General features: G+C 73.0%; 24 protein-coding genes. 17 read left to right on the forward strand and 7 right to left on the reverse strand.

The annotated features are described in order from the left end of the window. Positions 1-33 precede the first annotated feature (33 nt). The 8 genes from GA0070624_RS21255 (at position 34) to GA0070624_RS21290 (ending at position 9,342) form a co-directional block, all read left to right on the forward strand. The gene (locus GA0070624_RS21255; RefSeq protein WP_218105240.1) at positions 34-504 is read left to right on the forward strand and encodes a hypothetical protein; all 471 of its coding nucleotides are present in this window, start codon (positions 34-36) and stop codon (positions 502-504) included. A gap of 114 nt (positions 505-618) precedes the next feature. Next, positions 619-1,923: a hypothetical protein gene (locus GA0070624_RS21260; protein WP_141715120.1), complete on the forward strand. Its 1,305-nt coding sequence runs from the start codon at positions 619-621 to the stop codon at positions 1,921-1,923. Beyond that, a complete protein-coding gene (locus tag GA0070624_RS21265) occupies positions 1,920-2,888 on the forward strand; it encodes a glutamate ABC transporter substrate-binding protein (protein WP_091343760.1) in 969 nt (322 codons plus the stop codon). Before GA0070624_RS21260 ends, GA0070624_RS21265 begins: the two co-directional genes overlap by 4 nt. Before the next feature lie 2 nt (positions 2,889-2,890). Continuing rightward, on the forward strand, positions 2,891-4,093 hold the full coding sequence (locus tag GA0070624_RS21270; protein ID WP_141715121.1) for a hypothetical protein: 1,203 nt from the start codon (positions 2,891-2,893) through the stop codon (positions 4,091-4,093). 107 nt (positions 4,094-4,200) lie between these two features. Next, a complete protein-coding gene (locus tag GA0070624_RS21275; RefSeq protein ID WP_245718916.1) occupies positions 4,201-6,342 on the forward strand; it encodes a serine/threonine-protein kinase in 2,142 nt (713 codons plus the stop codon). Next, positions 6,339-7,328: a PP2C family protein-serine/threonine phosphatase gene (locus GA0070624_RS21280; protein ID WP_091343767.1), complete on the forward strand. Its 990-nt coding sequence runs from the start codon at positions 6,339-6,341 to the stop codon at positions 7,326-7,328. Before GA0070624_RS21275 ends, GA0070624_RS21280 begins: the two co-directional genes overlap by 4 nt. Beyond that, the gene (locus GA0070624_RS21285) at positions 7,325-8,614 is read left to right on the forward strand and encodes a VWA domain-containing protein (RefSeq protein WP_091343769.1); all 1,290 of its coding nucleotides are present in this window, start codon (positions 7,325-7,327) and stop codon (positions 8,612-8,614) included. Before GA0070624_RS21280 ends, GA0070624_RS21285 begins: the two co-directional genes overlap by 4 nt. Then, complete coding sequence (locus GA0070624_RS21290; RefSeq protein ID WP_091343771.1) at positions 8,614-9,342, forward strand: FHA domain-containing protein; 729 nt, start codon at positions 8,614-8,616, stop codon at positions 9,340-9,342. The genes GA0070624_RS21285 and GA0070624_RS21290 overlap by 1 nt, the downstream gene beginning before the upstream one ends. 7 nt (positions 9,343-9,349) lie before the next feature. Here the strand turns inward: GA0070624_RS21290 and GA0070624_RS21295 are convergent, their stop codons facing one another. Next, positions 9,350-10,504: a D-alanyl-D-alanine carboxypeptidase family protein gene (locus tag GA0070624_RS21295; protein ID WP_245718917.1), complete on the reverse strand. Its 1,155-nt coding sequence runs from the start codon at positions 10,502-10,504 to the stop codon at positions 9,350-9,352. A gap of 289 nt (positions 10,505-10,793) precedes the next feature. Here GA0070624_RS21295 and GA0070624_RS21300 point away from each other — a divergent pair, with 289 nt between their 5' ends. The 3 genes from GA0070624_RS21300 (at position 10,794) to GA0070624_RS21310 (ending at position 13,410) form a co-directional block, all read left to right on the forward strand. After that, a complete protein-coding gene (locus GA0070624_RS21300; RefSeq protein ID WP_091343775.1) occupies positions 10,794-12,059 on the forward strand; it encodes a L,D-transpeptidase in 1,266 nt (421 codons plus the stop codon). A 160-nt stretch (positions 12,060-12,219) separates the two neighbouring features. Beyond that, positions 12,220-12,909, forward strand: a complete 690-nt coding sequence (locus tag GA0070624_RS21305) for a TMEM175 family protein (protein WP_218105241.1) — start codon at positions 12,220-12,222, stop codon at positions 12,907-12,909. Between the two features lie 93 nt (positions 12,910-13,002). After that, positions 13,003-13,410, forward strand: a complete 408-nt coding sequence (locus GA0070624_RS21310; RefSeq protein ID WP_218105242.1) for a DUF2267 domain-containing protein — start codon at positions 13,003-13,005, stop codon at positions 13,408-13,410. A 5-nt stretch (positions 13,411-13,415) separates the two neighbouring features. Here GA0070624_RS21310 and ligD read toward each other — a convergent pair whose 3' ends face one another. Further along, the gene (ligD, locus tag GA0070624_RS21315) at positions 13,416-14,381 is read right to left on the reverse strand and encodes a non-homologous end-joining DNA ligase (protein WP_245718918.1); all 966 of its coding nucleotides are present in this window, start codon (positions 14,379-14,381) and stop codon (positions 13,416-13,418) included. A 79-nt stretch (positions 14,382-14,460) separates the two neighbouring features. Beyond that, positions 14,461-15,930, reverse strand: a complete 1,470-nt coding sequence (locus tag GA0070624_RS21320) for a hypothetical protein (RefSeq protein WP_091343777.1) — start codon at positions 15,928-15,930, stop codon at positions 14,461-14,463. Positions 15,931-16,085: 155 nt separating this feature from the next. On the opposite strand from GA0070624_RS21320, the gene GA0070624_RS21325 reads away from it, so the two are divergent. Beyond that, complete coding sequence (locus GA0070624_RS21325) at positions 16,086-17,114, forward strand: aldo/keto reductase (protein WP_091343779.1); 1,029 nt, start codon at positions 16,086-16,088, stop codon at positions 17,112-17,114. A gap of 24 nt (positions 17,115-17,138) precedes the next feature. Here the strand turns inward: GA0070624_RS21325 and GA0070624_RS21330 are convergent, their stop codons facing one another. The 3 genes from GA0070624_RS21330 to GA0070624_RS35315 all read right to left on the reverse strand — a co-directional run bounded on the left by GA0070624_RS21330 (position 17,139) and on the right by GA0070624_RS35315 (position 18,821). After that, positions 17,139-17,711: a GNAT family N-acetyltransferase gene (locus GA0070624_RS21330; protein ID WP_245718919.1), complete on the reverse strand. Its 573-nt coding sequence runs from the start codon at positions 17,709-17,711 to the stop codon at positions 17,139-17,141. A gap of 66 nt (positions 17,712-17,777) precedes the next feature. After that, a complete protein-coding gene (locus GA0070624_RS21335) occupies positions 17,778-18,590 on the reverse strand; it encodes a TIGR04222 domain-containing membrane protein (RefSeq protein WP_091343781.1) in 813 nt (270 codons plus the stop codon). Positions 18,591-18,668: 78 nt separating this feature from the next. Next, entirely contained in the window at positions 18,669-18,821 is a 153-nt protein-coding gene (locus GA0070624_RS35315; protein ID WP_218105442.1) for a hypothetical protein, read from the reverse strand. Between the two features lie 22 nt (positions 18,822-18,843). Here GA0070624_RS35315 and GA0070624_RS21345 point away from each other — a divergent pair, with 22 nt between their 5' ends. Both GA0070624_RS21345 and GA0070624_RS21350 read left to right on the forward strand, forming a co-directional pair. Next, on the forward strand, positions 18,844-19,329 hold the full coding sequence (locus GA0070624_RS21345) for a GNAT family N-acetyltransferase (RefSeq protein WP_091343782.1): 486 nt from the start codon (positions 18,844-18,846) through the stop codon (positions 19,327-19,329). A gap of 30 nt (positions 19,330-19,359) precedes the next feature. Continuing rightward, positions 19,360-19,755 (forward strand): cupin domain-containing protein, encoded by a 396-nt coding sequence (locus GA0070624_RS21350; RefSeq protein ID WP_091343783.1) that lies wholly within the window; start codon positions 19,360-19,362, stop codon positions 19,753-19,755. An 8-nt stretch (positions 19,756-19,763) separates the two neighbouring features. On the opposite strand, the gene GA0070624_RS21355 is transcribed toward GA0070624_RS21350, so the two are convergent. Beyond that, complete coding sequence (locus GA0070624_RS21355) at positions 19,764-20,999, reverse strand: MFS transporter (protein WP_091343785.1); 1,236 nt, start codon at positions 20,997-20,999, stop codon at positions 19,764-19,766. 68 nt (positions 21,000-21,067) lie between these two features. Between GA0070624_RS21355 and GA0070624_RS21360 the strand changes: the two genes are divergently transcribed. From GA0070624_RS21360 to GA0070624_RS36460, 3 genes are all read left to right on the forward strand, one after another. Next, positions 21,068-21,565, forward strand: coding sequence for a MarR family winged helix-turn-helix transcriptional regulator (locus tag GA0070624_RS21360; RefSeq protein WP_091343787.1), 498 nt, complete (start codon positions 21,068-21,070; stop codon positions 21,563-21,565). A gap of 87 nt (positions 21,566-21,652) precedes the next feature. Further along, on the forward strand, positions 21,653-22,183 hold the full coding sequence (locus GA0070624_RS21365; protein WP_091343789.1) for a DUF2087 domain-containing protein: 531 nt from the start codon (positions 21,653-21,655) through the stop codon (positions 22,181-22,183). A 40-nt stretch (positions 22,184-22,223) separates the two neighbouring features. Next, a complete protein-coding gene (locus GA0070624_RS36460) occupies positions 22,224-22,352 on the forward strand; it encodes a hypothetical protein (RefSeq protein ID WP_281180994.1) in 129 nt (42 codons plus the stop codon). Positions 22,353-22,363 lie beyond the last annotated feature (11 nt).

Raw genomic sequence — 22,363 nt, forward strand, 5'->3', positions numbered from 1 at the left:
CTGGGGCTGATCGCCGGCGGCCTGCTCAGCGGGGTGGTCCTCGGGGCGCTCTCCGGGCTGTCCGCGCCGCTGCCGGCGTCCTGGCGGTACGCGACCATCGTGACGGTGGCGCTGCTGGGAGTGCTCCGGGAGGCCGGGGTGGTGACCATCCCCCTGCCACAGAACCCCCGCCAGGTGCCGCAGGACGTGCTGCGGCGGAGCCCCCGGCGCGGAGCGCTGCGATTCGGCTTCGAACTCGGCACCGGCGTGCGGACGTACGTGTCGGCCACCGCCCCGTACGTGCTCGCGGTGGCGGTCTTCCTCGGCGGTCAGCGCCTGCAGGTCGCCGCGCTCGCCGGTGTCGGTTTCGGCGCGGGGCGCGCCGCCACCCCGCTCATCCGCCGCGCCTCCGGGGCAGTCGAGGACTGGGACGCCGACCTGGCCGCACGACTTCGCATCATCACCGTGGTGGGGTGCCCCGCGCTCGCCGCCGCCTTCGGCCTGCTCCTCCTGCACCACTTGTAGCGGTAGCGCGACGTCCTCCTGGCATTGCGCGTACAACGCGCGGCCGGAACAGCGAAAACGAGCCGCTCATCGGGCTTGAAGACGTCCTCTACCTTGATTCCCGAGGTGGTAGGCGTGACTCTCGTTCGCGGACCGGCAACCATTGCGACACGACTTCCGGACGTCCGACGTCGCCTCCGTCGCACCCCTGGGCGGCTGGCGCTCGCCACCGCCGTACTCATCGTGCTCGGCGTCGCCACCGGCGCGGCCGGCGCGGTCGGCGTACGTCAGCGGATCGACCTCGTCAACGGCGCCACCGCGCGCAGCGGTGATCTGACGGTTGCCGCGCAGCGGCTCTACCGCGCGCTGTCCGACGCCGACGCCACCGCGGCGAGCGCCTTCCTCACCGGCGGCGTCGAACCCGTGGCCCTACGCGAGCGCTACCAGTCCGACATCGCCGACGCGGGCGCGGCGCTGGCCGTGGTGTCCGCAGGGCGCGCCGGCGGCGGCCGGGGTGACGCGGCGGTCGTGCAGATCATCGGCCAGCTGCCGGTTTACACGGGACTCGTCGAGGCCGCCCGGGCGTACAACCGGCAGGGCGTGCCGCTCGGCGGTGCGTACCTGCGCGAGGCGTCGGGGCTGATGCGGGAGCGGCTGCTGCCCGCGGTCCAGGAGCTCTATGAGGCGACGTCCAGCGAGCTCGACGACGCGCGCGGCGCCGCCGGAGCGTTTCCGTGGTTCGCGGTCCTGCTCGGGCTGCTGACGATCGCCGCGCTCGTCATGGTGCAGCGCTACCTGGCCCGGCGCACCAACCGGTTGTTCAACATCGGGTTGGTGGGCGCAACCGCTGCCGCGGCCGTCCTGGTCGTGTGGCTGGGGGTGTCGGCGGTGCTGGCGGCCGGGAGGCTCGACGCGAGCCGGGAGCAGGGCTCGGAACCGGTCGCGCAGCTCGCCGGGGTTCGCATCGCGGCGTTGCAGGCGCGCGCCGACGAGGCGCACACGCTGATCGCCCGCGGCAACGGCGCACGGTTCGAGGAGGACTACGTCCGGGCCATGGCGAGCGTGACCGGGCGGGGCGGGCTGCCGGCCGTCTCGGACGCGGACCCGGACACCCGAAGCGCGGCGCAGGCGGCGACCGGTGAGGCGCAGAAGTGGCTTGCGGCCCACAAGAATCTGCGCGCGCTCGACGACGGCGGACAGTACGCGCAGGCGGTCGCCGCAGCGGTCGGCACGGGCCCGGACTCGACGGCCAGCATCTTCAACCAGCTCGACGAGCACCTGGCCGCCGCCATCGAACACAACGGGCAGCGGTTCGACCGGGAGGTGGGCCGCGCCGCCGGGGCACTCGCCGGTACGGACATCGGCGTCGTCGTTCTGGCGACGCTGCTGATCGTCGGTGCGGCCCTCGGGATCCAGCGGCGATTGGCGGAGTACCGATGAAACGATGTGCAGTCGCGCTGGTGGCCGTCCTCTGCGTGACCGGGTGTGCGACGAGCCGGTCGCTGCCCGACGGGCGGGTGGACGCGACCGCGCCCCGCCCGGTCGGCGCGCAGGACCCGGCGGCCATCCCGACCTCGGCCGCGGTGCCGCCCGGCTCGTGCGACCCGCGCGCCAGCCTCCGGCCGTCCGGCGCGCTGCCCACGCCGGGGCGGATGCCGGCCGACTCGACGATGGCGCAGATCGCCAGGCGAGGACGGCTCGTCGTCGGTGTCGACCAGAACAACTACCGCTTCGGATACCGCGACCCGGGCACGGGTGACCTGGTGGGCTTCGAGATCGACCTGGCGCACGAGATCGCCAGGGCGATCTTCGGCGACCCCGGCAAGGTGCTGTTCCGGGCGGTCAGGACCGCCGAACGGGAGCAGGCGGTCCAGACGGGTGCCGTCGACATCGTCATCCGCAGCATGACGATGAACTGCGACCGATGGCAGCGAGTGTCGTTCTCCACCGAGTACTTCAGCGCCGGCCAGGCCATCCTGGTCGCCAAGGGTTCGCCGATCAAGGGCCTCAGGGATCTCACCGGCCGAAAGGTCTGCGCGGCCACCGGCAGCACATCCATCCGGAACATCGCGGCGAAGGCCCCGCAGGCGCTGCCGGTGTCGGCGGCGGACGCGCTGGACTGCCTGGTGATGCTGCAGCAGAACCAGGTCGCCGCGGTCTCGACGGACGACGCCATCCTGGCCGGCTTCGCGGCACAGGACCCGGGTACGACCGTCCTGCCCGAGCGGTTCACCGAAGAGCCGTACGGCATGGCGATGCAGAAGGAGTCGCCCGACCTGGTGCGGTTCGTCAACGGAGTGCTCGAGCGGCTACGCGCGGACGGCACCTGGACCCGGCTCTACAACAAGTGGCTCACCGCGCTGGGCAGCACGCCGCAGCCACCGGCCGCCCGCTATCGGGACTGACCGTGACGACGCCAGCGCCGATGAGCCGCGACGAGGTCGACTTCGCCATCGTCGGGCTCGTCGCGGCGCACGACCGGATCTCGGCCGCCATGTACGCGCTGGACGCCCATCCCGGCCTCGTCGTGCTGCGGGGCGACGACCTGCGGGGCAAGACGCGCCGGGTCGCCATCGAGACACTCCCGCGGCTCGACGTCCTGTGGTCGCAGTTCGCCGCGGTGCGGTCCGTGCTGGACCGGGTGAAGACGGTACGCGGGGAGCGGTCGAGGCCCGGCGACGACGAGTTGCACGAGCTGACCGTGCTGCTGCGCGGTCCCGTCCTACCGCTTGCGCCCGACGGCATGGTGGTCGACGACCCGCTGGCCGGGGCGCCGCCGAACTGGGTGACCGCGATGGGTCTGGCCCAGGAGCTGGAGCGGGCCAGCGCCGAGGTCACCGGGACGCTCGACGGCGTCCAGTCGGCGTACGCGGAGATCGCGGCTCGGTTCGAGCCGCTGACCAAGGCGTTGGACCGGGCCCGGGCGGCCGCCGAGGCGCTGGGGTACGCCGCCACGGGGTCCGAGGTGGAGCGTCTCGACGTACGCCTGGCCGAGGCGACCTTCGACGCGATGTGTGACCTGCTGGACACAGCTGGACCCCCGTCGGCGCTGGCTGCCGAGATCGAGGCGGTCACCGCCCGGCTGGCCGACCTGACCCGGCTGCGCGACGCCTACCCGGACCGGGTGCGGCGGCTGCGGGCCGCCGTGGACGAGGTGGCCGCGGCCGAGGACGAGACCGGCCGGGCGTACGCCGTCGCGAACGAGAAGATCGCCAACCCTGGCCTGCCGCCGGCTCCCGACGCGGTCCCGGCGCTGCGGGCGCACCTGGCCCAGCTCGACCAACTGCACCGCGAGCAGCGCTGGCCCCGGCTCGCGGACGAGCTGTCCGTGGTGGAGCGGTCGGTGGCGGAGGCCCGGGAGCGCGCGGCCCACCTGCGCGAGGCAGCCGAAGGACTGCTGCGCCGCCGGGCTGAGCTGCGCGGCCGGCTCGACGCCTACCGCGCCCGAGCGGGGCGGCTTGGCCTGGCCGAGCACGCCGAGCTCGCCGTGCGGCATCGGACCGCGCAGGACCTGCTCTACACCAGCCCCTGCGACCTGCCGGCGGCCACCCGCGCCATGGTCGCCTACCTGCGATACCTCAACGAGCTCACGGAGAGGGGGCACCAATGAGGTGTGTCCGGTCCGGTTGCCCCGGCTCGTACGGCGCCGAGGGCTACTGCGACGAATGCGGGCGCCGAGCGCCGGCGGGCGCAGCTGTGACGTCCCCGGGCGCCAGCGTGGCGACCGCCGCAGCGACGCTACCGTCCGTCGCCACGGTCAGCGCCGGCTCGGTGCGCACCGGATCCGGTCGCAGCCGCCCCGCCGCGCGCGGCGGTCTCGGCGCCGGGCTGATCGACATCCCGCGGGTACCGCTGCGCGACCCGGCCACGGCAGTCATGAGCGACCCGAAGGTGGCCGAGTCGCGGCGCTTCTGTACGCAGTGCGAGGCGGCGGTGGGCCGCGGGCGGGACGGCAAGCCGGGCCGGGCCGAAGGCTTCTGCCCCAGCTGCGGCCACCCGTTCTCGTTCCTGCCGCGGCTGCGCGCCGGCGACCTCGTCAACGGCCGGTACGAGGTGCTCGGCGCGCTCGCGTACGGCGGGCTGGGCTGGATCTACCTGGCCCGGGACCGCAACGTGAGCGACTCGGTCAGCGATCGCTGGGTCGTCCTCAAAGGGCTGATCAACACCGGCGACGGCGACGCCATGGCGTCGGCGGTGACCGAGCGGCGGTTCCTGGTCGAGATCGACCACCCCAACATCGTGAAGATCCACGATTTTGTGCAGCACCCCGATCCGAAGACGGGCGAGCTGGTCGGCTACATCGTCATGGAGTACGTCGGCGGCCAGTCGCTGCGGGACATGCTGGTGGCCCGGCGCGCCGAGGGCGCGCGGGTGCTGCCGCTGCCGGAGGTGATCGCGTACGGGGTGGAGATTCTGCCCGCGCTGGGTTACCTGCACGACCGCGGCCTGATCTTCTGCGACTTCAAGCCGGACAACGTCATCCACGCCGAGGAGCAGCTCAAGCTCATCGACCTGGGCGGCGTCCGGCGGGCCGACGACGACGTCAGCGCAATCTACGGAACGCCCGGATACCAGGCGCCGGAGGTGGCCGCCGTGGGCCCGTCGGTGGCCTCCGACATCTATACCGTCGGGCGGTCGCTCGCCGTGCTCAGCTTCGAGTTCCGCGGGTTCTCCAGCACGTACGCCGACCGGCTGCCCGACCCGTCGGAGGTGCCGCTGCTGGCCCAGGAGGAGTCGTACCACCGGCTGCTGCGCCGGGCCACGCACCGGGAACCGGCCCGGCGATTCCAGTCCGCGGCCGAGATGAGCGAGCAGCTGCTCGGCGTACTCCGGGAGGTGGTGTCGGCCGCCGACGGCGTGCCGCGGCCGACGCTGTCCCGCCGGTTCACGCCCGAGCGGCGGGCGTTCGGCACCGGTGCCGGCGAGGTCGGTGACGCGGTGGTCACCGATCTCCGCCCGGCGAGCGTCGCCGCCGCGTTGCCGCTGCCGCAGGTCGACGTCCTCGATCCCGGTGCCGGCCTCCTGGCCACGCTGAGCGTCACCGACCCGGACGAGGTCATCCGAGAGCTGACGGCCGCGCCGGTGCAGAGCGTCGAGGTGGCGCTCCGGCTGGTCCGGGCGCGCATCGAGCAGGGCGATCTCGCCGGCGCGCTCGCCGGCCTCGACGAGCTGGCAGCGGCCGATCCGTTCGACTGGCGGATGGACTGGTACCGCGGCCTGGCCGCGCTGGCCGCGAACACCCCGGGAGAGGCTCGGGTCGCGTTCGACGCGGTCTACAACGAGCTGCCGGGCGAGCCGGCCGCCCGGCTGGCGCTGGCCGCCGCGGTCGAGTGCACCGGCGACCCGAGCGCGGCCGAGCGGCTCTACGAGCGGGTGTGGCGGGTCGACCACGGCTACCTCAGTGCCGCCTTCGGGCTGGCCCGGATCCGGCTGGCGGTCGAGGACCGGGCTGGCGCGCTGGCCGTACTCGACCAGGTGCCGGACAGCTCCAGCCTGCACGTCGTCGCCCAGGTGGCCGCCGTGCGCGCCAGCCTGCGCGCCACCGCGCACCCGGTCAAGCCCGACGACCTGCTGCACGCGTCCGGGCGGCTGGAACGGCTCAGCCTCGATGTCGAGCGCCGCGCTCGGCTCGCCGTCGAGGTGCTGGAGGCGGCCCTTGCCTGGATCACCGCGACCCGGTTGCCCGGGCATCGCCTGCCGCCCGGCGCCGGGGTGCTGGGCCATGAGCTGACCGAGCGAGGGCTGCGCCTCGGGCTGGAGCAGGCGTACCGGGCGATGGCGCAGCTGGCCCGCGACACGGACACCCGGATCGCGCTCGTCGACCGGGCCAACGCCGTTCGACCCAGGACGCTCGTGTGAACGGGAACGCCTGCCCCGAGCACGGGCCTCCGAGCGAGCCGGAGCACCGGTTCTGCGAGGTGTGCGGACGCAACCTGGTGACCGGTGAGCTGGCGTCGCTCTCGGTCCCCACCATCTGGCTGTCGTCGCGAGCCGCCGGCGCTTCCTGCGCCGCGTGCGGCGCGGCGTACGTCGACGAAGACGCCTACTGCGACCATTGTGGGCGCCGGCGGTCGATCGGGCGGGATCACGCCGAGCTGGACCTGGGTACGGTCGCCGGGGTGACCGACCGCGGCCTGCGCCGACGCCGCAACGAAGACGCGGTCGCGGTCGGCCGGGCCGGCAGCGTCAACGCGGCCGTGGTGTGCGACGGGGTGTCGACATCCACCCGCTCGGACGCCGCGGCGTACGGCGCGGCCGAGGCCGGCCTCGGGACACTCCTGGCGGCGCTGGCCCGCGGCGTCGACCCGCCCAAGGCCACCGTCGAAGGCGCGCGGGCGGCCGCGGCGGCGGCCCGCGCCGCCGCCGCCGGTCCGGACGCCGGGGACACGCCGCCGAGCTGCACGTACGTTTCCGGGATCGTCACCGCCGACGCGGTGACCGTGGGCTGGATCGGCGACAGCCGGGCGTACTGGCTGGGGCCGGACCCCTCCTGCCTCACCGTCGACGACTCGGTGGCCGGCCAACTCGCCGCCGGGCGTTCGGTCCCGGCGACCCTCGACGCCGACCCCGGGTCGCGGGCGCTCATCCGCTGGCTCGGCGCCGACTCGGACGACGTCGAGGCACAGGTCGTCTCGCTGCGGCCGGCCGCCCCCGGACGGGTGCTGCTCTGCTCCGACGGACTGCACCACTACCTGTCCGACCCGTCCGCGCTGGCGGCGGCGTCGTCCGGCCGGCTGATCGACGTCGCGCGGCACCTCACGACCGTCGCGCTGGACGGCGGGGGCCACGACAACATCGCCGTCGCCGTTCTCTCCTATTCACCATCAGGAGGCTCTGTTCCATGAGCGCACTGTTCTCCGCCGAGGTCGACCAGAACGAGTACCTGCCCGAGGGCGGGCGGGTCGTCGACGCAATCATCACGGTGACCGCCCAGGGCGGCGACCTGCGCAACACGGATGCCGCGCCGAGCGCGGCGGAAGTCATCATGGTCGATGTCTCTGGATCCATGGGGATGCCGGCCAAGAAGATCGCCGAGGCGAAGAAGGCGACAGCCATCGCCATCGACACGCTCCGGGACGGGGTCGCGTTCGCTGTCGTCGCCGGCACATCGGGAGCGCACATGGTCTACCCGGCCGACGCCCGGATGGTCCCGGCGTCCGGGCAGACCAGGGCCGAGGCGAAGGCGGCGGTCGCCCGACTGCGAGCCGACGGGGGTACGGCCATCGGCCGGTGGCTGGACCTCGCGAACCACCTCTTCGCCGGCGAGCAGGCCGAGGTGAAGCACGCGATCCTGCTCACCGACGGGCAGAACCAGCACGAAAGCCCGCGGGATTTCCAGCGGGTGCTGGACGCCTGCGAGGGCAGATTCGTCTGCGACAGCCGCGGCGTCGGCGACGACTGGGTGGCGCGCGAGCTGCGCCTGATCGCCTCCACCCTGCTGGGCACCGCCGACGGCTTGGAGGACCCGGCCGAACTGCCGGCCGCGTTCCAGGCCATGACGGAGACCGCGATGGGCAAGTCGGTGGCCGACGTGTCGCTGCGGGTGTGGACCCCGGCCGGCGCCACCATCCGGTTCGTGAAACAGGTGTACCCGCAGGTGGAGGACCTCACCGGCCGGCGAGCGGAGGTGAGCGGCCGGATCGGCGACTACCCGACCGGGGCGTGGGGCGCGGAGAGCCGCGACTACCACGTCTCGATCGAGGTCGAGCCGGACGCGGTCGGCGAGGAGGTGCTCGCCGCGCGGATCAGCCTCGTCAGCGGAGGCCAGGTGCTCACCGAGAAGCTGGTCCTGGCCCGGTGGACCGACGACACCGCTCTCTCCACGAAGATCAACCCGCAGGTGGCGCACTACACCGGCCAGGCCGAGTTGGCGGCGGTGATCCAGGAAGGGCTCACGGCGCGCGACGCAGGCGACGTGGAGACCGCCACCGCGAAGCTCGGCCGGGCCGTGCAACTCGCCGTGGCGTCCGGCCATGAAGACACCGCCAAGCTGCTCGCCCGCGTGGTGGACGTGGTCGACGCGCCTACCGGCACGGTACGGCTCAAGAAGCAGGTGGCCGGCGTCGACGCGGAGATCACGAACGTGCGGTCCGTCAAGACGGTCCGGGTGAAGAAGAAGCAGGAGGGCTGATGGCGACCTGCCCCAAGGGACACGAGTCCGCGACCCTGGACTACTGCGACGTCTGCGGCGCCCTGATGGGCGGCGCCTCCGCACCACCGGCGGCGGCTTCCGCCGCACCGCCGCCGGCTTCGGCGGGGCCGCCCGCACCGCCGCCGGTCGCGCCGCCCGACGTCAAGTCGTGCCCCGTGTGCAGCACGCCCCAAACGGGGCGCTTCTGCGAAGAGGACGGGTACGACTTCCTGCTCGCGCCCCCCGTGAACCCCGCAAACACCGTGCCCTCAGCCGCCCGGACACCGCCCGCGTCCGGGCCGGCGCCGTCCGGGCCGGCGTCTCAGGGGTGGACGGTCGTCGTGCGCGCGGACTCGGCGTACTTCGAGGTCGTCAAGGCGATGGGTGGCGAGGACGCCGGGGGGATGGCGTTCCCGCAGTTCGCGCCCGAGCGGCGCTTCGTGTTGACCGGCGAGCAGATGGTGATCGGGCGGCGCAGCCGGTCGCGCGGCGTCAATCCGGACATCGATCTGGTCGGCCCGCCCGAAGATCCTGGCGTGTCCCATCTGCACGCGCTCCTGGTCGCTCAGCAGGACGGCTGGGCGGTGGTCGACCTGGAGTCGGCCAACGGCACGTACCTCAACGACCCGTCGTCGAACCCGATCGACCCGCTCGTCCAGGTACCGATCAAGGACGGCGACAAGATCTACCTGGGGGCCTGGACTGCTCTGACCATCCACGTCGCGTGAGGCCTACTTACCGTTGGTTGCCTGGTCGGCGCGCATGTGTCCGCCGCCAGGGAGCCGCGACGACCAGGACCACCACTGCGGCAGTGGCGCCGAGGCCGAGGCCGGTCAGCAACGCCAGTGCCGACGACTTCTTTTCCTCGGGTGTGACCAGGCGGCCGACGGACGCGTCCGCAGGAAGAGCGAAGCCCCATTCGAGCAGGGCTATCGCCTCCCCCAGACTTCCCAGCGGTGCGGTCTCCGCCCCGAGCAGGGTGACGGCGAGCCGCCGGCCGTCGCGCTCCACCACGCCGACGTACGTTTGCCGAGCCAGAGAGGTGAAGCCGGTCTTCCCGCCGAGCATGCCGGGAACGCGGTCCAGCAGGGTGTTGTCGTTGGTGATCTGGAACGCCGGCTTTCCCGGCTGTGCCGGTACCTCCGCCACCCTGGTTGCGGCATATCGCCGAAAGTCCTCGCGGGCGAAGGTGGCCCGGGCGATGAGCGCCAGGTCGTACGCGCTGGTGTACTGACCTGGGCCGTCCAGGCCCGAGGGGGTTGCGGCGTGGGTCTGGTTCGCGCGCAGCCGGCGTGCTTCGTCGTTCATCGCGTCGACTCCGCCCTGCCTGGCTCTCTCGCCGCCGCCGGCTCGGGCCAGCACGTTGGCCGCGTCGTTGCCCGATCTGAGCAGGAGCCCCTGCCACAGGTTCTCGATCGAGTACCGGCCACCCTCGACCACCCCCATCAATGAACTGGCCGGGTCGAGATCCGCCAGATCCTCCCGCTTCACCTCGACGACCTGCTTCGGATCGAGGCGGGGCATCAGGGCCGCGGCCAGCAGCAGTTTCTGCACGCTGGCCGGCGTTCGCCGCTCGTGCGGGGCACATCCACCCAGCACCTCACCACTGTTGAGGTCGGCCACGAGCCACGAGGTGGCGGTCACCGCCGGCGCCGACGGCGCACCCTCGGGGATCGCCAGTCCGGACGTCGCCAGCGCCGTTCCCCCGACTTCCCGCTGGGCGCGGTCAACCGGTGGTGGAGACGGTGTGGCGGGCGGAGGCACCGGCGGCGCGGCCCTCGGGCACGCCACGTCCGGCGCGGCCGCCGCCCCTGTTGGGGGCAGGACCGCAACAGCCGACATCGCCAGGGTGACACTCATCGTCGCAGCAGCAACACGAGAGGTAGTCACGCAACGTACGGTAATGCTCGGCAGCCTGGGCGCGGCCGGGTTGGAGAAAGCAGCCCCTGCGGCGGCGGCGAGACTTGTGCGCGGCCGAGTCAGAATAGGATGCCCCGCCCGCCGGTGACCCTTTCCCTCCAACCCGGCACGGAAGGAAATCGTCGGTCCATTTCTACCGATGGCACAGCCCGGGGAAAACGTCGCGCACCGGCGGCCTTCCGAATCTGTAGAAGTTGCGCATATACCTCGGCTCCCTGGGGAGAAGGCGGCGGAGGGGAAGACAGGAACGGGGGACAGTATGGGGTTCAGGCGACGATTGACGTTGTTGTCGGTGCTCGCGGCCACACCGTTGGTCCTCGATGGATGTACCGCTGACCGCATGCCGGGCGCCCGGCATCCGGAGAGAAAGGTGGCGCCGCCGGAACTCACGGTGACGCCCGGCGACCAGTCGCGGGACGTGCCGATCAGCGCCGAGGTCGGTACCCGGGTCAGCGGCGGTCGGATCACCGCCGTGCGGATCACCGACGACAAGGGCGCCGAGGTCAAGGCCGAGCCCCGCGAAGACGGGTCGGCCTGGGTCCCGAGCAAGCCGCTGCAGCCCAAACGGACCTACACCGCCGAGGTCACCGCCACCGGCGACAAGGGAAAGACGACCACCCGGAAGACCACCTTCACCACCACGCCGAAATCGACAAAGCCGGCGATCACCAGCACCTTGTACTTCGACGGCAACCAGACGTACGGCACGGCGATGCCGGTGACCGTCGCGTTCGACCCGCCCATTCCCAAAGCCGCCAGGGCGGATGTGCAGCGCCGGTTGTTCGTGAAGACGAACCCCCCGCAGCCGGGCACCTGGTCCTGGCTGGACGACGGCAGCGAGGTCTATTACCGCGCACCCGACTTCTGGCGGCCGGGCACCACGATCAGTGTGCGGTCCGGCCTGGAGGGCCTGCCGATCGGCAAGGACCGCGTCGGTGACGCCGACCGGACCGCTACCTCCAAGATCGGTCGCCAGGTGTCCCTGGAGATCGACAACGCCACCAAGCAGATGTCGGTACTGCGCGACGGGAAGTTGATCCGCAAGATCCCCGTCAGCCTCGGCAAGCCGAGTACGCCCACCTCCAGCGGCAAGATGGTGATCATGGAAAAGCACCAGTACACGACGTTCGACACCCGGGGCGACCCGATGGGCGGCTACGTCGTGGACGTCGAGGACGCCCAGCGGCTCACCGATGGAGGCGAGTTCATCCACGGCGCGCCGTGGTCCGAGGGGGATCAGGGCCAGACCAACGTCTCGCACGGCTGCACCAACGTCTCCGCCGCTGCCGCCGACTGGCTGATGGGCGTTACGCAGGTCGGCGACCTGGTCACCTTCACCGGCACCGAGGTGAAGTTGGAAGCGGGCAACGGCTGGACGGCCTGGAACGTCGGCTGGGACGAGTTCGTCAAGGGCAGCGCCCTGCCCGTACCGGCCGGGCTCGGGCCGGCCCCGACCAACACGCCGCATCCGGGTGCCGTGGCCGGCGGCTCGCCCGCGCCGACGCCGTCGGTCCGCGGCGGCTGATCCGGGCGTACGTGGCGCGGACCGGCCCGCCACGCAACAGATCGTCGCGACCGGGCCGCAACAGACACCATGCATGGCGCGGCGCCGCGCATGATCTGCACTCTTGACCCGATTCGAGGAGCTGGCGGTTAGGGCGTGCGCCCGGGGGTAGGCACGGGCGGTGGCCAGGCCAATCGAGGACCCCGGCACCCGGTCGGACATCAGCCGTGCCATCACTTTCAGCGACGCGGTTCTCGCCATCATCATCACTCTGCTGGTGCTGGACCCCGTACTGCGGGTGCCGGACGTCGAGCCCGGCCATCTGCTGTCCGCGCTGCTGGACCACTGGCCGACCTACGCGGCATATTTCGCGTCGTACTCGTACGTGGCCGTCGTCTGGCTCAACCACAAGGCGGCGTTCCACCGCATCCGCAAGACCGATCGGGGCCTGCACTGGGCAAACCTCTTCATCCTGTTCGCCACGGCGCTGATGCCGTTCCCGACCGCGGTCGTCTCGCACGCGCTCCTCGGGCACAACCGGCCGGACCAGCGGGTGGCCATTGCCTTCTACGCGCTGATCGGCGCGTTGCTGTGTGCGAGCTGGCTGGTGTTCTTCCACTACCTGGCCCGGCACCCCGACCTGGTCAAGGAAGAGGTCCCCGAGCGGTTCTATCCCGCCGAGCGGGTCCGGGCGCTGGTCGGGGTCGTCCTGTACGCCGCGGCCGGGCTCGTCGGCTACCTGGTCGCGCCGCTGGTCGGCCTGTTGATCTTCGCGGTGCTGCCCGTGTTCTACGCGATTACCAGCGCTGGCCTGTACGCGGCGCCCTTCGCCCGCCGGATCGCACACCGGCCGCCGCCGCCGGGCGCATGAGTTGACCCACGTCCGGGCGGCCGGCGGGGATGAGCCGGTAGATCCCCGGCTGCGCGGGTACCCGCCACCATCCGGTTCGAGAGGAGATCCGAGGTGAACTACATCGAGTTCATCCAGTCGGTCGCGAGTCGACCGATGGCGTCGCCGGCGCCGGCCGAGCCCATCACCCGCGCCACGCTGCAGACGTTGGCGGAACGGATCAGTGGCGGCCAGGCGCGGGACCTCGCCTCGCAGCTCCCGGAGGAGCTGCGGGGATGCGTAGCCAAGCGCACCGAAAATGCCGAACCGTTCGGACTCGCCGACTTCCTCGAGCGGGTGCAGGCCCGGGCCGGGGTGGATCTTCAGTCGGCGACCGACGGTGCGCGTGCCGTGTTGGACACGTTGCGCGAGTCGATCAGCGCAAAGGAGTACGGGGATTTCGTCGACCAGCTACCAAAGGACTTCTGGCAGCTGAGCGGGCCGGCTTCGACCACGCTCGAAACACGCCGGGTCGGCACGTAGGCCGGTCAGCGTTGTAGCCGGATTTCGGCCGGATCGCGGTCGCTACGGAGCCCCTTCCACGAGGGGTGGCGCAGTCGACGGTCGGCGGTCCAGGATCGGAAGGTGACGTCGCCGACCAGGACCGGGTCGACCCAGACGGCGTGGCGGGCGTGTTCGCGCGGCACGGGGGAGTCGAACGGGGAGTCCGCTCGGCGGAGCGGATTCAGGCGTTCCTGCAGGTCCCGTAGCACGGTCTGGGTGAAGCCCGTGCCGACGTGGCCGATGTAGGTCAGCTTTCGGTGCGGGTCGTACATGCCGAGCAGCAGGGAGCCGATGGTGCCGGCCCGCCGGCCGGCGCCGGGTTTGTAGCCGCCCACGATGACTTCGATGGTGTCGTTGAGGGGCACCTTGACCCACGCGGGTGACCGGCGGCCCGGCTCGTACGGCGAGCCGAGCTGCTTGGCGACGACGCCTTCCAGGCCCAGGTCGGCCGCTGCGGTGGCCAGGTCCCGTCCGGCGTCGCCGGTCCAGTGGGGCGGGGTGTCGACGCTCTGACCGCTGAGCGCCAACTCCTCGAGGGCGGTGCGACGCTCGGCGTACGGCCTTGGGGTGAGGTCCCGCCCGTCGAGGTGGAGGAGATCGAACAGGTACAGCCGTACGGGAGTCTTGGCGACGAGCGCGGCGGACGGTGCGCGTACGTGCATCCGGTGCTGCAGCGCGGAGAAGCTGGGCCGATCGTTGGCGTCGAGTGCGACGATCTCGCCGTCCAGCACCGCCCGCCGCCCAGCCAGCAGCTCGGCAAGCTCGCCGAGCTCGGGATACGCCCGCGTGACGTCACGGTCGTTGCGGCTGAGCAGCCGCACCCCGTCGGCGACGTACGCGATCGCGCGCACGCCGTCCCACTTGAACTCGTATCCCCAGCCGGAGCCGCCGGGCAACGCGCCGCTCGTGGCGAGCATCGGCGGCACGAGAGTCGGCATCCTGGCGCTCACGCCTCGATCATCACCAACTCCACCGCCGAAAGCGGGTATTTCCGGTCATCCCGACCGGTTGCTCGAGCCGGGAGGCGGCTCAGGCCCGCGCGCCGCCGAGGCCCAGCAGGACGGCGAGCCCCAGGGCGCTGCGGGGCGCGTACGGCACCCGCCACAGTCCGCCGTGCGCCGCCCCGGACGCCTCGTCCTGCCAGGGATGCGCCAGCGCCGGACCGCCGCCGGTGCGCAGATCGTGCACCAGGAGCGCGGCCATCAGGGTGTTGCTGGTGGCGGGCTCGAACACCTCGATGCCGAACCGGTGCGCGCCGGCGTACGCGGCGGCGAGCGCCCGGTTGCGCAGCACCGAGCGGGTACGCGTCGGTGGCGCCACCTTGAACGAGACCGTCGCCCCCGCGTCCCGGGCCACCGTCGCCCGCCACCGCTGCAGTCGCTTGGCGAGCGCGTAGTTCGGACCCTGCTGCGGCACCAGGCTGTCATTGATGCCGGGGTCGGCGCCCGGGGGATAGTTGCGGTGCAGCAGCCGGCCGCCGGACAGCACCCGCAGCGACCGCCGGGCGAGGCCGCGGGCCGCGTAGCCCCGCTCGGCGTGGCGTACCGCCTCGGCCGGGACGGCGAACACGTCGGTGGGGGTGGCCAGGAACGCGAGCGCCGCGTCGTCGCGACGTTCCTGCAGGTGACGGGTGAGCGCGTCGACCGCCATGGCGACCCGCACGTTGGTCGCCCCGTCGGCGTAGACGTAGTTGCCCAGCACGAGCCGGCCGTCCACGCCGAGCAGCCACTCGGCGGCCTGTGGGAGGCGGTGCAGCAGGTCCGCGCCGGCGTGGGCGGTCAGCGCCGCGTCGTCGTCCGCCGTGCCGGGCGGCACCGGCAGGTGCAGCCGCCCGCCGTACCGGCGCGCGGTACGCAGCAGGCGCCGCCAGATCTCCGGGCGCGGCAGGTCGACCGCCACCACGTCGCCGCCCCAGCGCAGCACGGACGGCAGCGGGCCCATCTCGGCGCCCGCGCCGAGCACGACGATGCGCTGATCGCGCAGGTCGAGCCAGTCCGGGTTCGCCATGACGGCGCGTACCGCCTCGGCGCACGACGGCTCGATGATGCCGCGGGCGGCCCAGTCGTCGAGCCTGCGGTGCAGGTCGTCGCCGCGCAGCCGCTGACCCCGGTACGGCAGCGACAGTTCCCGCTCCACCTCGCCGGTGCCGGCCACCGTGGCCGTGCTCAGCGGCTGGTGATCGGTGGGGAGCGAGAAGACCTGGTCCAGCGCGGTTTCGGGGCCGCCGTCCGGGACTACCCGCATGCGCGAATGCAGCGAGGCGAGCCCGTCGCGGGCGATGGTCACCGCGGCATCCCGGGAGAGCAGGCCCGCCTCGACCAGTCGTCGGAAGTGTCCGAGGTAGCCGTGCCGCCAGTTCGTCTCGTGCTCCGCCGAGCGCGCACCGACGGGGTCGACGGCGCGCAGCGCGTCGGCGACGACCGCGCGGCCGAGCGACGTCGTGCTGCGCCCTCCGCCGGACTCGGGAAACACCACCCCGGTCGGTCCCTCCACGGTCATCGCCCTCCTCGCCGAGCCGTACCGGCCACTCTGCCCCATCTCGAGCAGAGCCGCGAGTGCCGGTCGGCCGCTCGTGGCCTTGCCGACCCCGCGCTGCCGCCCGCCACCAGCGGTGGCAGGATCGGCGGCGTCTCGTCGACGATCGGAAGGAAGCCATGCGCTACCGCACCCTCGGCGCCACCGGAACGGTGGTGTCGAACCTCTGTCTGGGCACGATGACCTTTGGCGCGGAGACCGACGAGGCGGGCAGCTTCGCCCAGCTCGACCGGTTCGTCGAGGCCGGTGGCACCTTCATCGACACCGCCGACGTCTACTCCGCCGGCGGGTCGGAGGAGATCGTCGGACGCTGGCTGCGCGACCGGCCCGGCATGCGGGACCGGGTGGTGATCGCCACCAAGGGGCGGTTCCCGATGGGGCCCGGGGCCAACGACGCCGGGCTGTCCCGGGTGCACCTCACCCGCGCCCTCGACGCCAGCCTGCGGCGGCTCGGCGTCGAGGCGGTCGACCTCTACCAGGCGCACGCCTGGGATCCGCTGACGCCGCTGCCGGAGACGCTGCGCTTCTTCGACGACGCGGTCCGCGCCGGCAAGATCCGCTACGCCGGCGTGAGCAACTTCACCGGCTGGCAGCTGCAGAAGGCCGCCCTGTTGAGCCAGCACCTCAACCTCACCCCGATCGTGACCCTGCAGCCGCAGTACAACCTGCTGGTCCGTGAGATCGAGTTCGAGATCGTGCCGGTCTGCGAGAACGAGGGCATCGGCATCCTGCCCTGGTCGCCGCTGGGTGGGGGCTGGTTGACCGGCAAGTACCGGCGGGACACCCCACCGACCGGGGCCACCCGGCTCGGCGAGGACCCGGAGCGGGGCGTCGAGGCGTACGCCGGGCGCAACGCGCAGGAGCGCACCTGGCGGGTGCTCGACGCGGTACGTCAGGTGGCCGAGCAGCGGGGCGTGTCCATGTCCGCGGTGGCGCTGGCCTGGCTGGCGGACCGGCCGGCGGTCACCTCGGTGATCCTCGGCGCCCGGACCACCGAGCAGCTCGACGACAACCTCACCGCCGCCAATTTGAGCCTGGACGCCGAGCAGACCCGGCTGCTGGACGAGGCGAGCGCCCCACTGGTGGCCGACTACCCGTACGGCGGCGCGGGCGTGCGGCAACGTTCCCGCGAGCTGCCCCGCGGTTGACAACCGGACGGGTGCCCGCCCCGGTCACAGGTCGCCGGCGAGGCGTGCGTGCAGGTGCATGTCGTGCCAGCCGTCGGCGTGGCGGCCCTCGCGTCGTTTGGTGCCCTCCGCGGCGAAGCCGGCGTACCCCGCCACCCGGCAGGAGGCGACGTTCGCGGTGGAGTGGCACAGCTCGGCGCGGTGCAGCTTGAGCGTGTCGAAGCACCAGGCAGCCAGCGCGGTGAGCGCGCGCGTGGCGACGCGACGACCGCGTGCGTCCGGCAGCACCCAGTACGACACCTCGGCCAGGCCCTCGGCGAGCGCGACCCGACGCAGGCTGATCTGTCCGACGACGTTCCGCGCGTCGAGCACGGCCCACCCGGCGCCGGTCTCCCCGCGCCACCGGTCCGGCCAGGCGGCTATCCAGTCGTGGGCCTCGTCGTCGGTCATCGATCGGCAGTGCCAGCGTTGGATGGCGGGATCGGCGTACGCCGCCACGACGGCCGGGCGGTCCGACGGCTGCCAGGGCCGCAGCAGCAGGCCCTCCGCGTGGATCTCGGGCTGCGTCAGCGCCGCCATCGTGCCGGGCGGCACGGCGGGGGTGGCAAGAAACGGCACCTGCCGACTGTAGGAAGTCGCGCCGCGGGCAGGCGAACGAAGGCCGGCGTCGGCGGTGACGGACGGTCAGGGGCGCTTGGCGGAGGCGGCCGGCCGGGTGCGCTCGGGGTCGACGCCGACGAGTTGAGCGAACGCGGGCTCGACGGCCAGCAACGGGCGCGGCCCGAACAACGCCATCGCGGTGAGCAGCTCGTCCGTGCCGTGCTCGCTCCATGCCGGTCGGTGTTCCGGCGCCAGCTCGGCGTGTTCCCGTCGGAGCCGGCGCAGCAGGCGGCGGGCGGCCGCCCCGGTCTCGGGCACCTCGCACAGCCACCAGCCGGTCAGCAGGGTCGCCACACAGGCGAGCAGGAGGCCGACCACGGAGGCGGGACCACCGGCTTCGCGCCCCTCGACGGCGCTCTCCAGGAGCCGGGTCAGTCCGACGACGGCCACGCCGAACAGCGGCAGGGTGCCGAGCGCGATGCGTCGTCGCTGGGCCGGGGTCAGCAACCAGCCGTCGCGGACGAGCCCGCCGACCAGCCGCCGCAGCGCCCGGGCCACCCCGGGGTCGGCGAGCAGGGCGGCCCAGGTCTGCGGCTGCCTCAGTGCGGCGTGCAGGGCTCGCACCAGCGGGGTCGACCGGGCCGGGGGTGGGGCGTCCACCGACAGCGTCGACAGCTCGCCCACGTGCACCGCTCCGGCGCGGCGGAGCGCGGCCAGGCCCACCTGGCAGGCCAGGAGCGCCCGGTCGCGGAGGTAGGCCAGCTCCACCGTCGTCAGGGGCGCGCCCCGGGTACGCCAGCCGGTCAGCGACCTGATCGACAGGGCGACGGCCAGCGCCCCGGCGACCGCCGTCACGTAGTCGACCAGGAAGAGCGGACCGCTGACACCCCAGAGCATGGCGACAAGTATGAAACGCGCCCCGGCCGGCCCACCGCGCTGTCCGAAGAGATCTGGATCACCGGCTTCTGAACGCGTTCACCCTGGCCTGACCTCCCGGTAGCTGGCCAGCTTGTCGATCCGCTCGGCGTTGCGCATCGGGTCCTCCAGGTAGGCGCGGTTCGCGGCACGCAGCGCGTCCGGCAGCACCCGCGCCGCGCCACCGCCGGAAAGCGGGTCGCCGGCGATCAAGCGTCCGGCTATCGTGCCGCGAATGCGGATCCGTGAATTCACCGAGGCCGACTGGGACCAGGTCTGGCCGATCGTCGAGGACGTCATCACCGCTCAGGAGACCTTCCCGTACGACCCGGCCTGGACCTCGGAAGTGGCTCACGACGTCTGGGTGGAGCGGGCACCCGGCCACACGGTGGTGGCCGAGGAGGACGGGAAGGTCCTCGGCACCGCGAAGATGGGCACCAACCGGCCGGGGCCGGGCTCGCATGTCGCCACAGCCAGCTTCATGGTGGCCGCCCACGCCCGGGGCCGTGGCGTGGGCCGGGCCCTGGCGGAGTACGCGCTGGACTGGGCCAGCCGGCAGGGCTACGCGGCGATGCAGTTCAACGCGGTGGTGGAGAGCAACGAGGGGGCGGTGGAGCTGTACCGGCGGCTCGGCTTCGCGGTGATCGGTACGGTGCCGGAGGCCTTCGCGCATCCCACGCTCGGCCGGGTGGGCCTGCACGTCATGCACCGTCGGCTGTGACCGGTTGCCGACGAGAGTGAGGATGGGCCGATGAGAGATGAGCCGACGGACCTGGCGACCGCGCTGGCGGGCTTCGACCAGCTGTGGAGCCCGCGGATCGTGACCCGGGTCAACGACTACGACGTGCGGATCGCCAAGGTGGCCGGGGAGCACGTCTGGCACGCCCACGACCACACCGACGAGTTCTTCCTGGTGCTCGACGGGGAGCTGAACATCGCGTTGCGTGACGGCGCCGACGCAACCGTTCGCGAGGTGGTGCTGCCGCGCGGCGCGGTTTTCGTGGTGCCGCGCGGGGTCGAGCACCGGCCGTCCGCCCCGCAGGGCGCGTCGATCCTGATGTTCGAGCCGTCGGGCACGTCCAGCGTCGGGGACCGGCACGAGGCCGTTCCCGACCACGTGGACGCCACCACCGGGCACGCGCTGTGACCACGCGGTCAGCGCCCCGCCGGTACCGTCTCCGCGGGTGCGGGCGGGGCGCTGACCGGCCAGCCCAGCCGGCGTACGGCGGGAACGGCGGCGGTGCCGGCGCAGGCCAGGGCGACCAGCGCGGCGGCCACGGCCAGGGGGACGGGTGGTCCCCAGGCCCGGGAGGCGAGCGGGGCGAGGGCGTACCCGATCGGCATCGCGCCCAGCGATACCAGCCAGTCGTACGAGGTCACCCGGGCCAGTACCTGCGGCGGGAACTGGCCCTGCACCAGGGTCTCCCAGACCGGGTTGAGGAAGCCCAGCGCGGTCAGCGCGATGCAGTAGGCGGTGATGACGGCCGGGGCGGGCGCGGCGACGGCGAGCAGGAGCAGCGGCGCCGCGTACGTGGCCAGCCCGAGGTTGGCCACCAGCACCGGCCGGCGGGGCCGGACCCGGGCGGCCAGCAGGGACCCGGCGAGCATGCCGACGGCGCCGCCCTGTTGCAGCAGCACCCAGACCCCCTCGCCGCCGAGCCGGTCCACCGCGACCACCGGGCCGAGGGTCAGCAGCACGGCGGCTGCGCCGTTCCACACGCCGTGCGCGAGCAGGCTGCTCCAGAACCAGTCGCGGGAGCGGACCTCCCGCCAGCCGAGCACCAGGTCGGTGCGGATGGACCGGCGCGGCACCGGTACGTGCCGCACCCGGATGACCGACAGCAGCAGGGCGCTGAGGGCGAACGAAAGCGCGTCGAGGACGAACGCCCAGCCGGGGCCGGCGGTCCAGATCAGCAGGCCGGCCAGGGCCGGGCCGGCCAGCCGGCTGGCGTTGGCGGTGACGCCCATCAGGGCGTTGGCGCGCTGCCGCCCGGCGGCCTCGACGGTGCCGGCGACCAGCGGCGAGGCGGTGGGCATGGCGAAGGCCGAGGCGACGCCGCCGACGGCCGAGGCCGCCGCGATGTGGGTGAGCGCGGGTGCGCCGCCGAGCAGTTCGGCACCGACGACCAGTTGCGCGGCGCAGCGCACCAGGTCGGTGCCGATCGCGACCCGCCGGGCGTCGAAGCGGTCGGCGACCACGCCGCCGAGGGGCAGTAGGAGCAGCCGGGGGACCATCGCGCAGCCGAGCACGATGGCCAGCGCGGCGGTGGAGCCGGTGGCGCGGAGAACGGCCAGGGCCAGCGCGGTGGGCACCACCGCGTCGCCGACGGCGGAGACGGTACGGCCGAGGAAGAGCAGGCGGAACGAGCGGAGCCGGAGCGGATGCGTCACGCCGACAAACTACTTTGATGTCGAACCTTTTGACAACGAATATTTCGAAGTTGACGTACGGTGGTCGGGTGAGCGACCGCGACCGCATCGACCGCCACGTCGAACGCTGGCTGCCCGTCCTGCCCGACCTGGACCCGGACGTCGAGGGCCCGGTGACCCGGATGTCGTTCCTCACCCGGCAGCTGCGTGCCGTCAAGGAGCGGGCGCTGGCGGACCTCGACCTGCAGGCACACGAGTTCGGGACCCTGCACGCCCTGGCCGGTCGACGCGGTCGCGCCGCACCGTCGGCACTGGCCGCCGACCTCGGCATGGCCCCCGCCTCGATCACCGCCCGGGTGGACGCGCTGCTGCGGCGGGGCTTCGTCCATCGGATTCCGTCCAGCGCGGACCGGCGCCGGGTCGACGTGGAGCTGACCGACGCCGGCCGGGCCGCCTGGCTGCGCGCGATGGACGTCGTGGGCGACGAGGAGCGCCGCCTGCTCGGCGCGCTCGACCCGGACGAGCGGCGGCTGCTGTCCGACCTGCTGCGCCGCATCGTCCTGGTCGCCGAGCGGCCCACCGGCTGAGCGGCAGCCCGGCTGCACGGCGCACCGGCCGAGCGTCAGCCCGGAAAAACCTCGCCGGGACCGCAGCCGGGCTGGCAGGCTGCCGCCATGACCGCACAGACTCTCGCGGGCGCGCTCGCCGACGACCGGCGCCGCCTGGTCTTCGCCGCGATCGTGCTCGGCGACCGTGATGCCGCCGGCGTCGCCGCGCGTACCGGACTGTCCGCCCGCGACGTTGCCACCGCCGTCCGTCGACTGGTCGACGCGGAGATCCTGGCCGACGACGGGGCGGGCTTGCGGGTCGACGGGGAACGGCTGCGGGACCTGGCCCGGGCGGGCGGTCCGCCGTCGCCACTACCCGCGGAGAGCCCGCCGGCGGCGATCCTGCGGACGTTTCTCCGCGACGGGGTCCTGGTCCGGCTGCCCGCCCAGCGTGGACGCCGACGGGTGCTGCTCGAACACATCGCCGAGCGGTCGTTCGAGCCGGGCGTACGGTATCCGGAGCGCGCGGTCGACGCGGCGCTGCGCGCCTGGTGCGAGGGCGGCGAGGCGGATCACGTGTCGCTGCGGCGCTACCTGGTCGACGATGCGCTGCTGGCCCGCGAACACGGCGTCTACTGGCGTCCGGCGCAGCCCTGACGGCCGGAAATGCCGTTGACGGCCCGGTGAGGATCGGACGGTGACAATGACTGCCACCTGGACGACGATCCCCGCCCGCCCCGACACCCCCGAGGCGGCCACTCTGGTGTCGGAGTACATGGAGGAGATGGTTCGCGCCTACCACCGGCGCCCGGTTCGCCCGGGCTAGGTGACACCAGG

This window comes from Micromonospora rhizosphaerae, assembly GCF_900091465.1.
GTDB classification, from domain to species: domain Bacteria; phylum Actinomycetota; class Actinomycetes; order Mycobacteriales; family Micromonosporaceae; genus Micromonospora; species Micromonospora rhizosphaerae.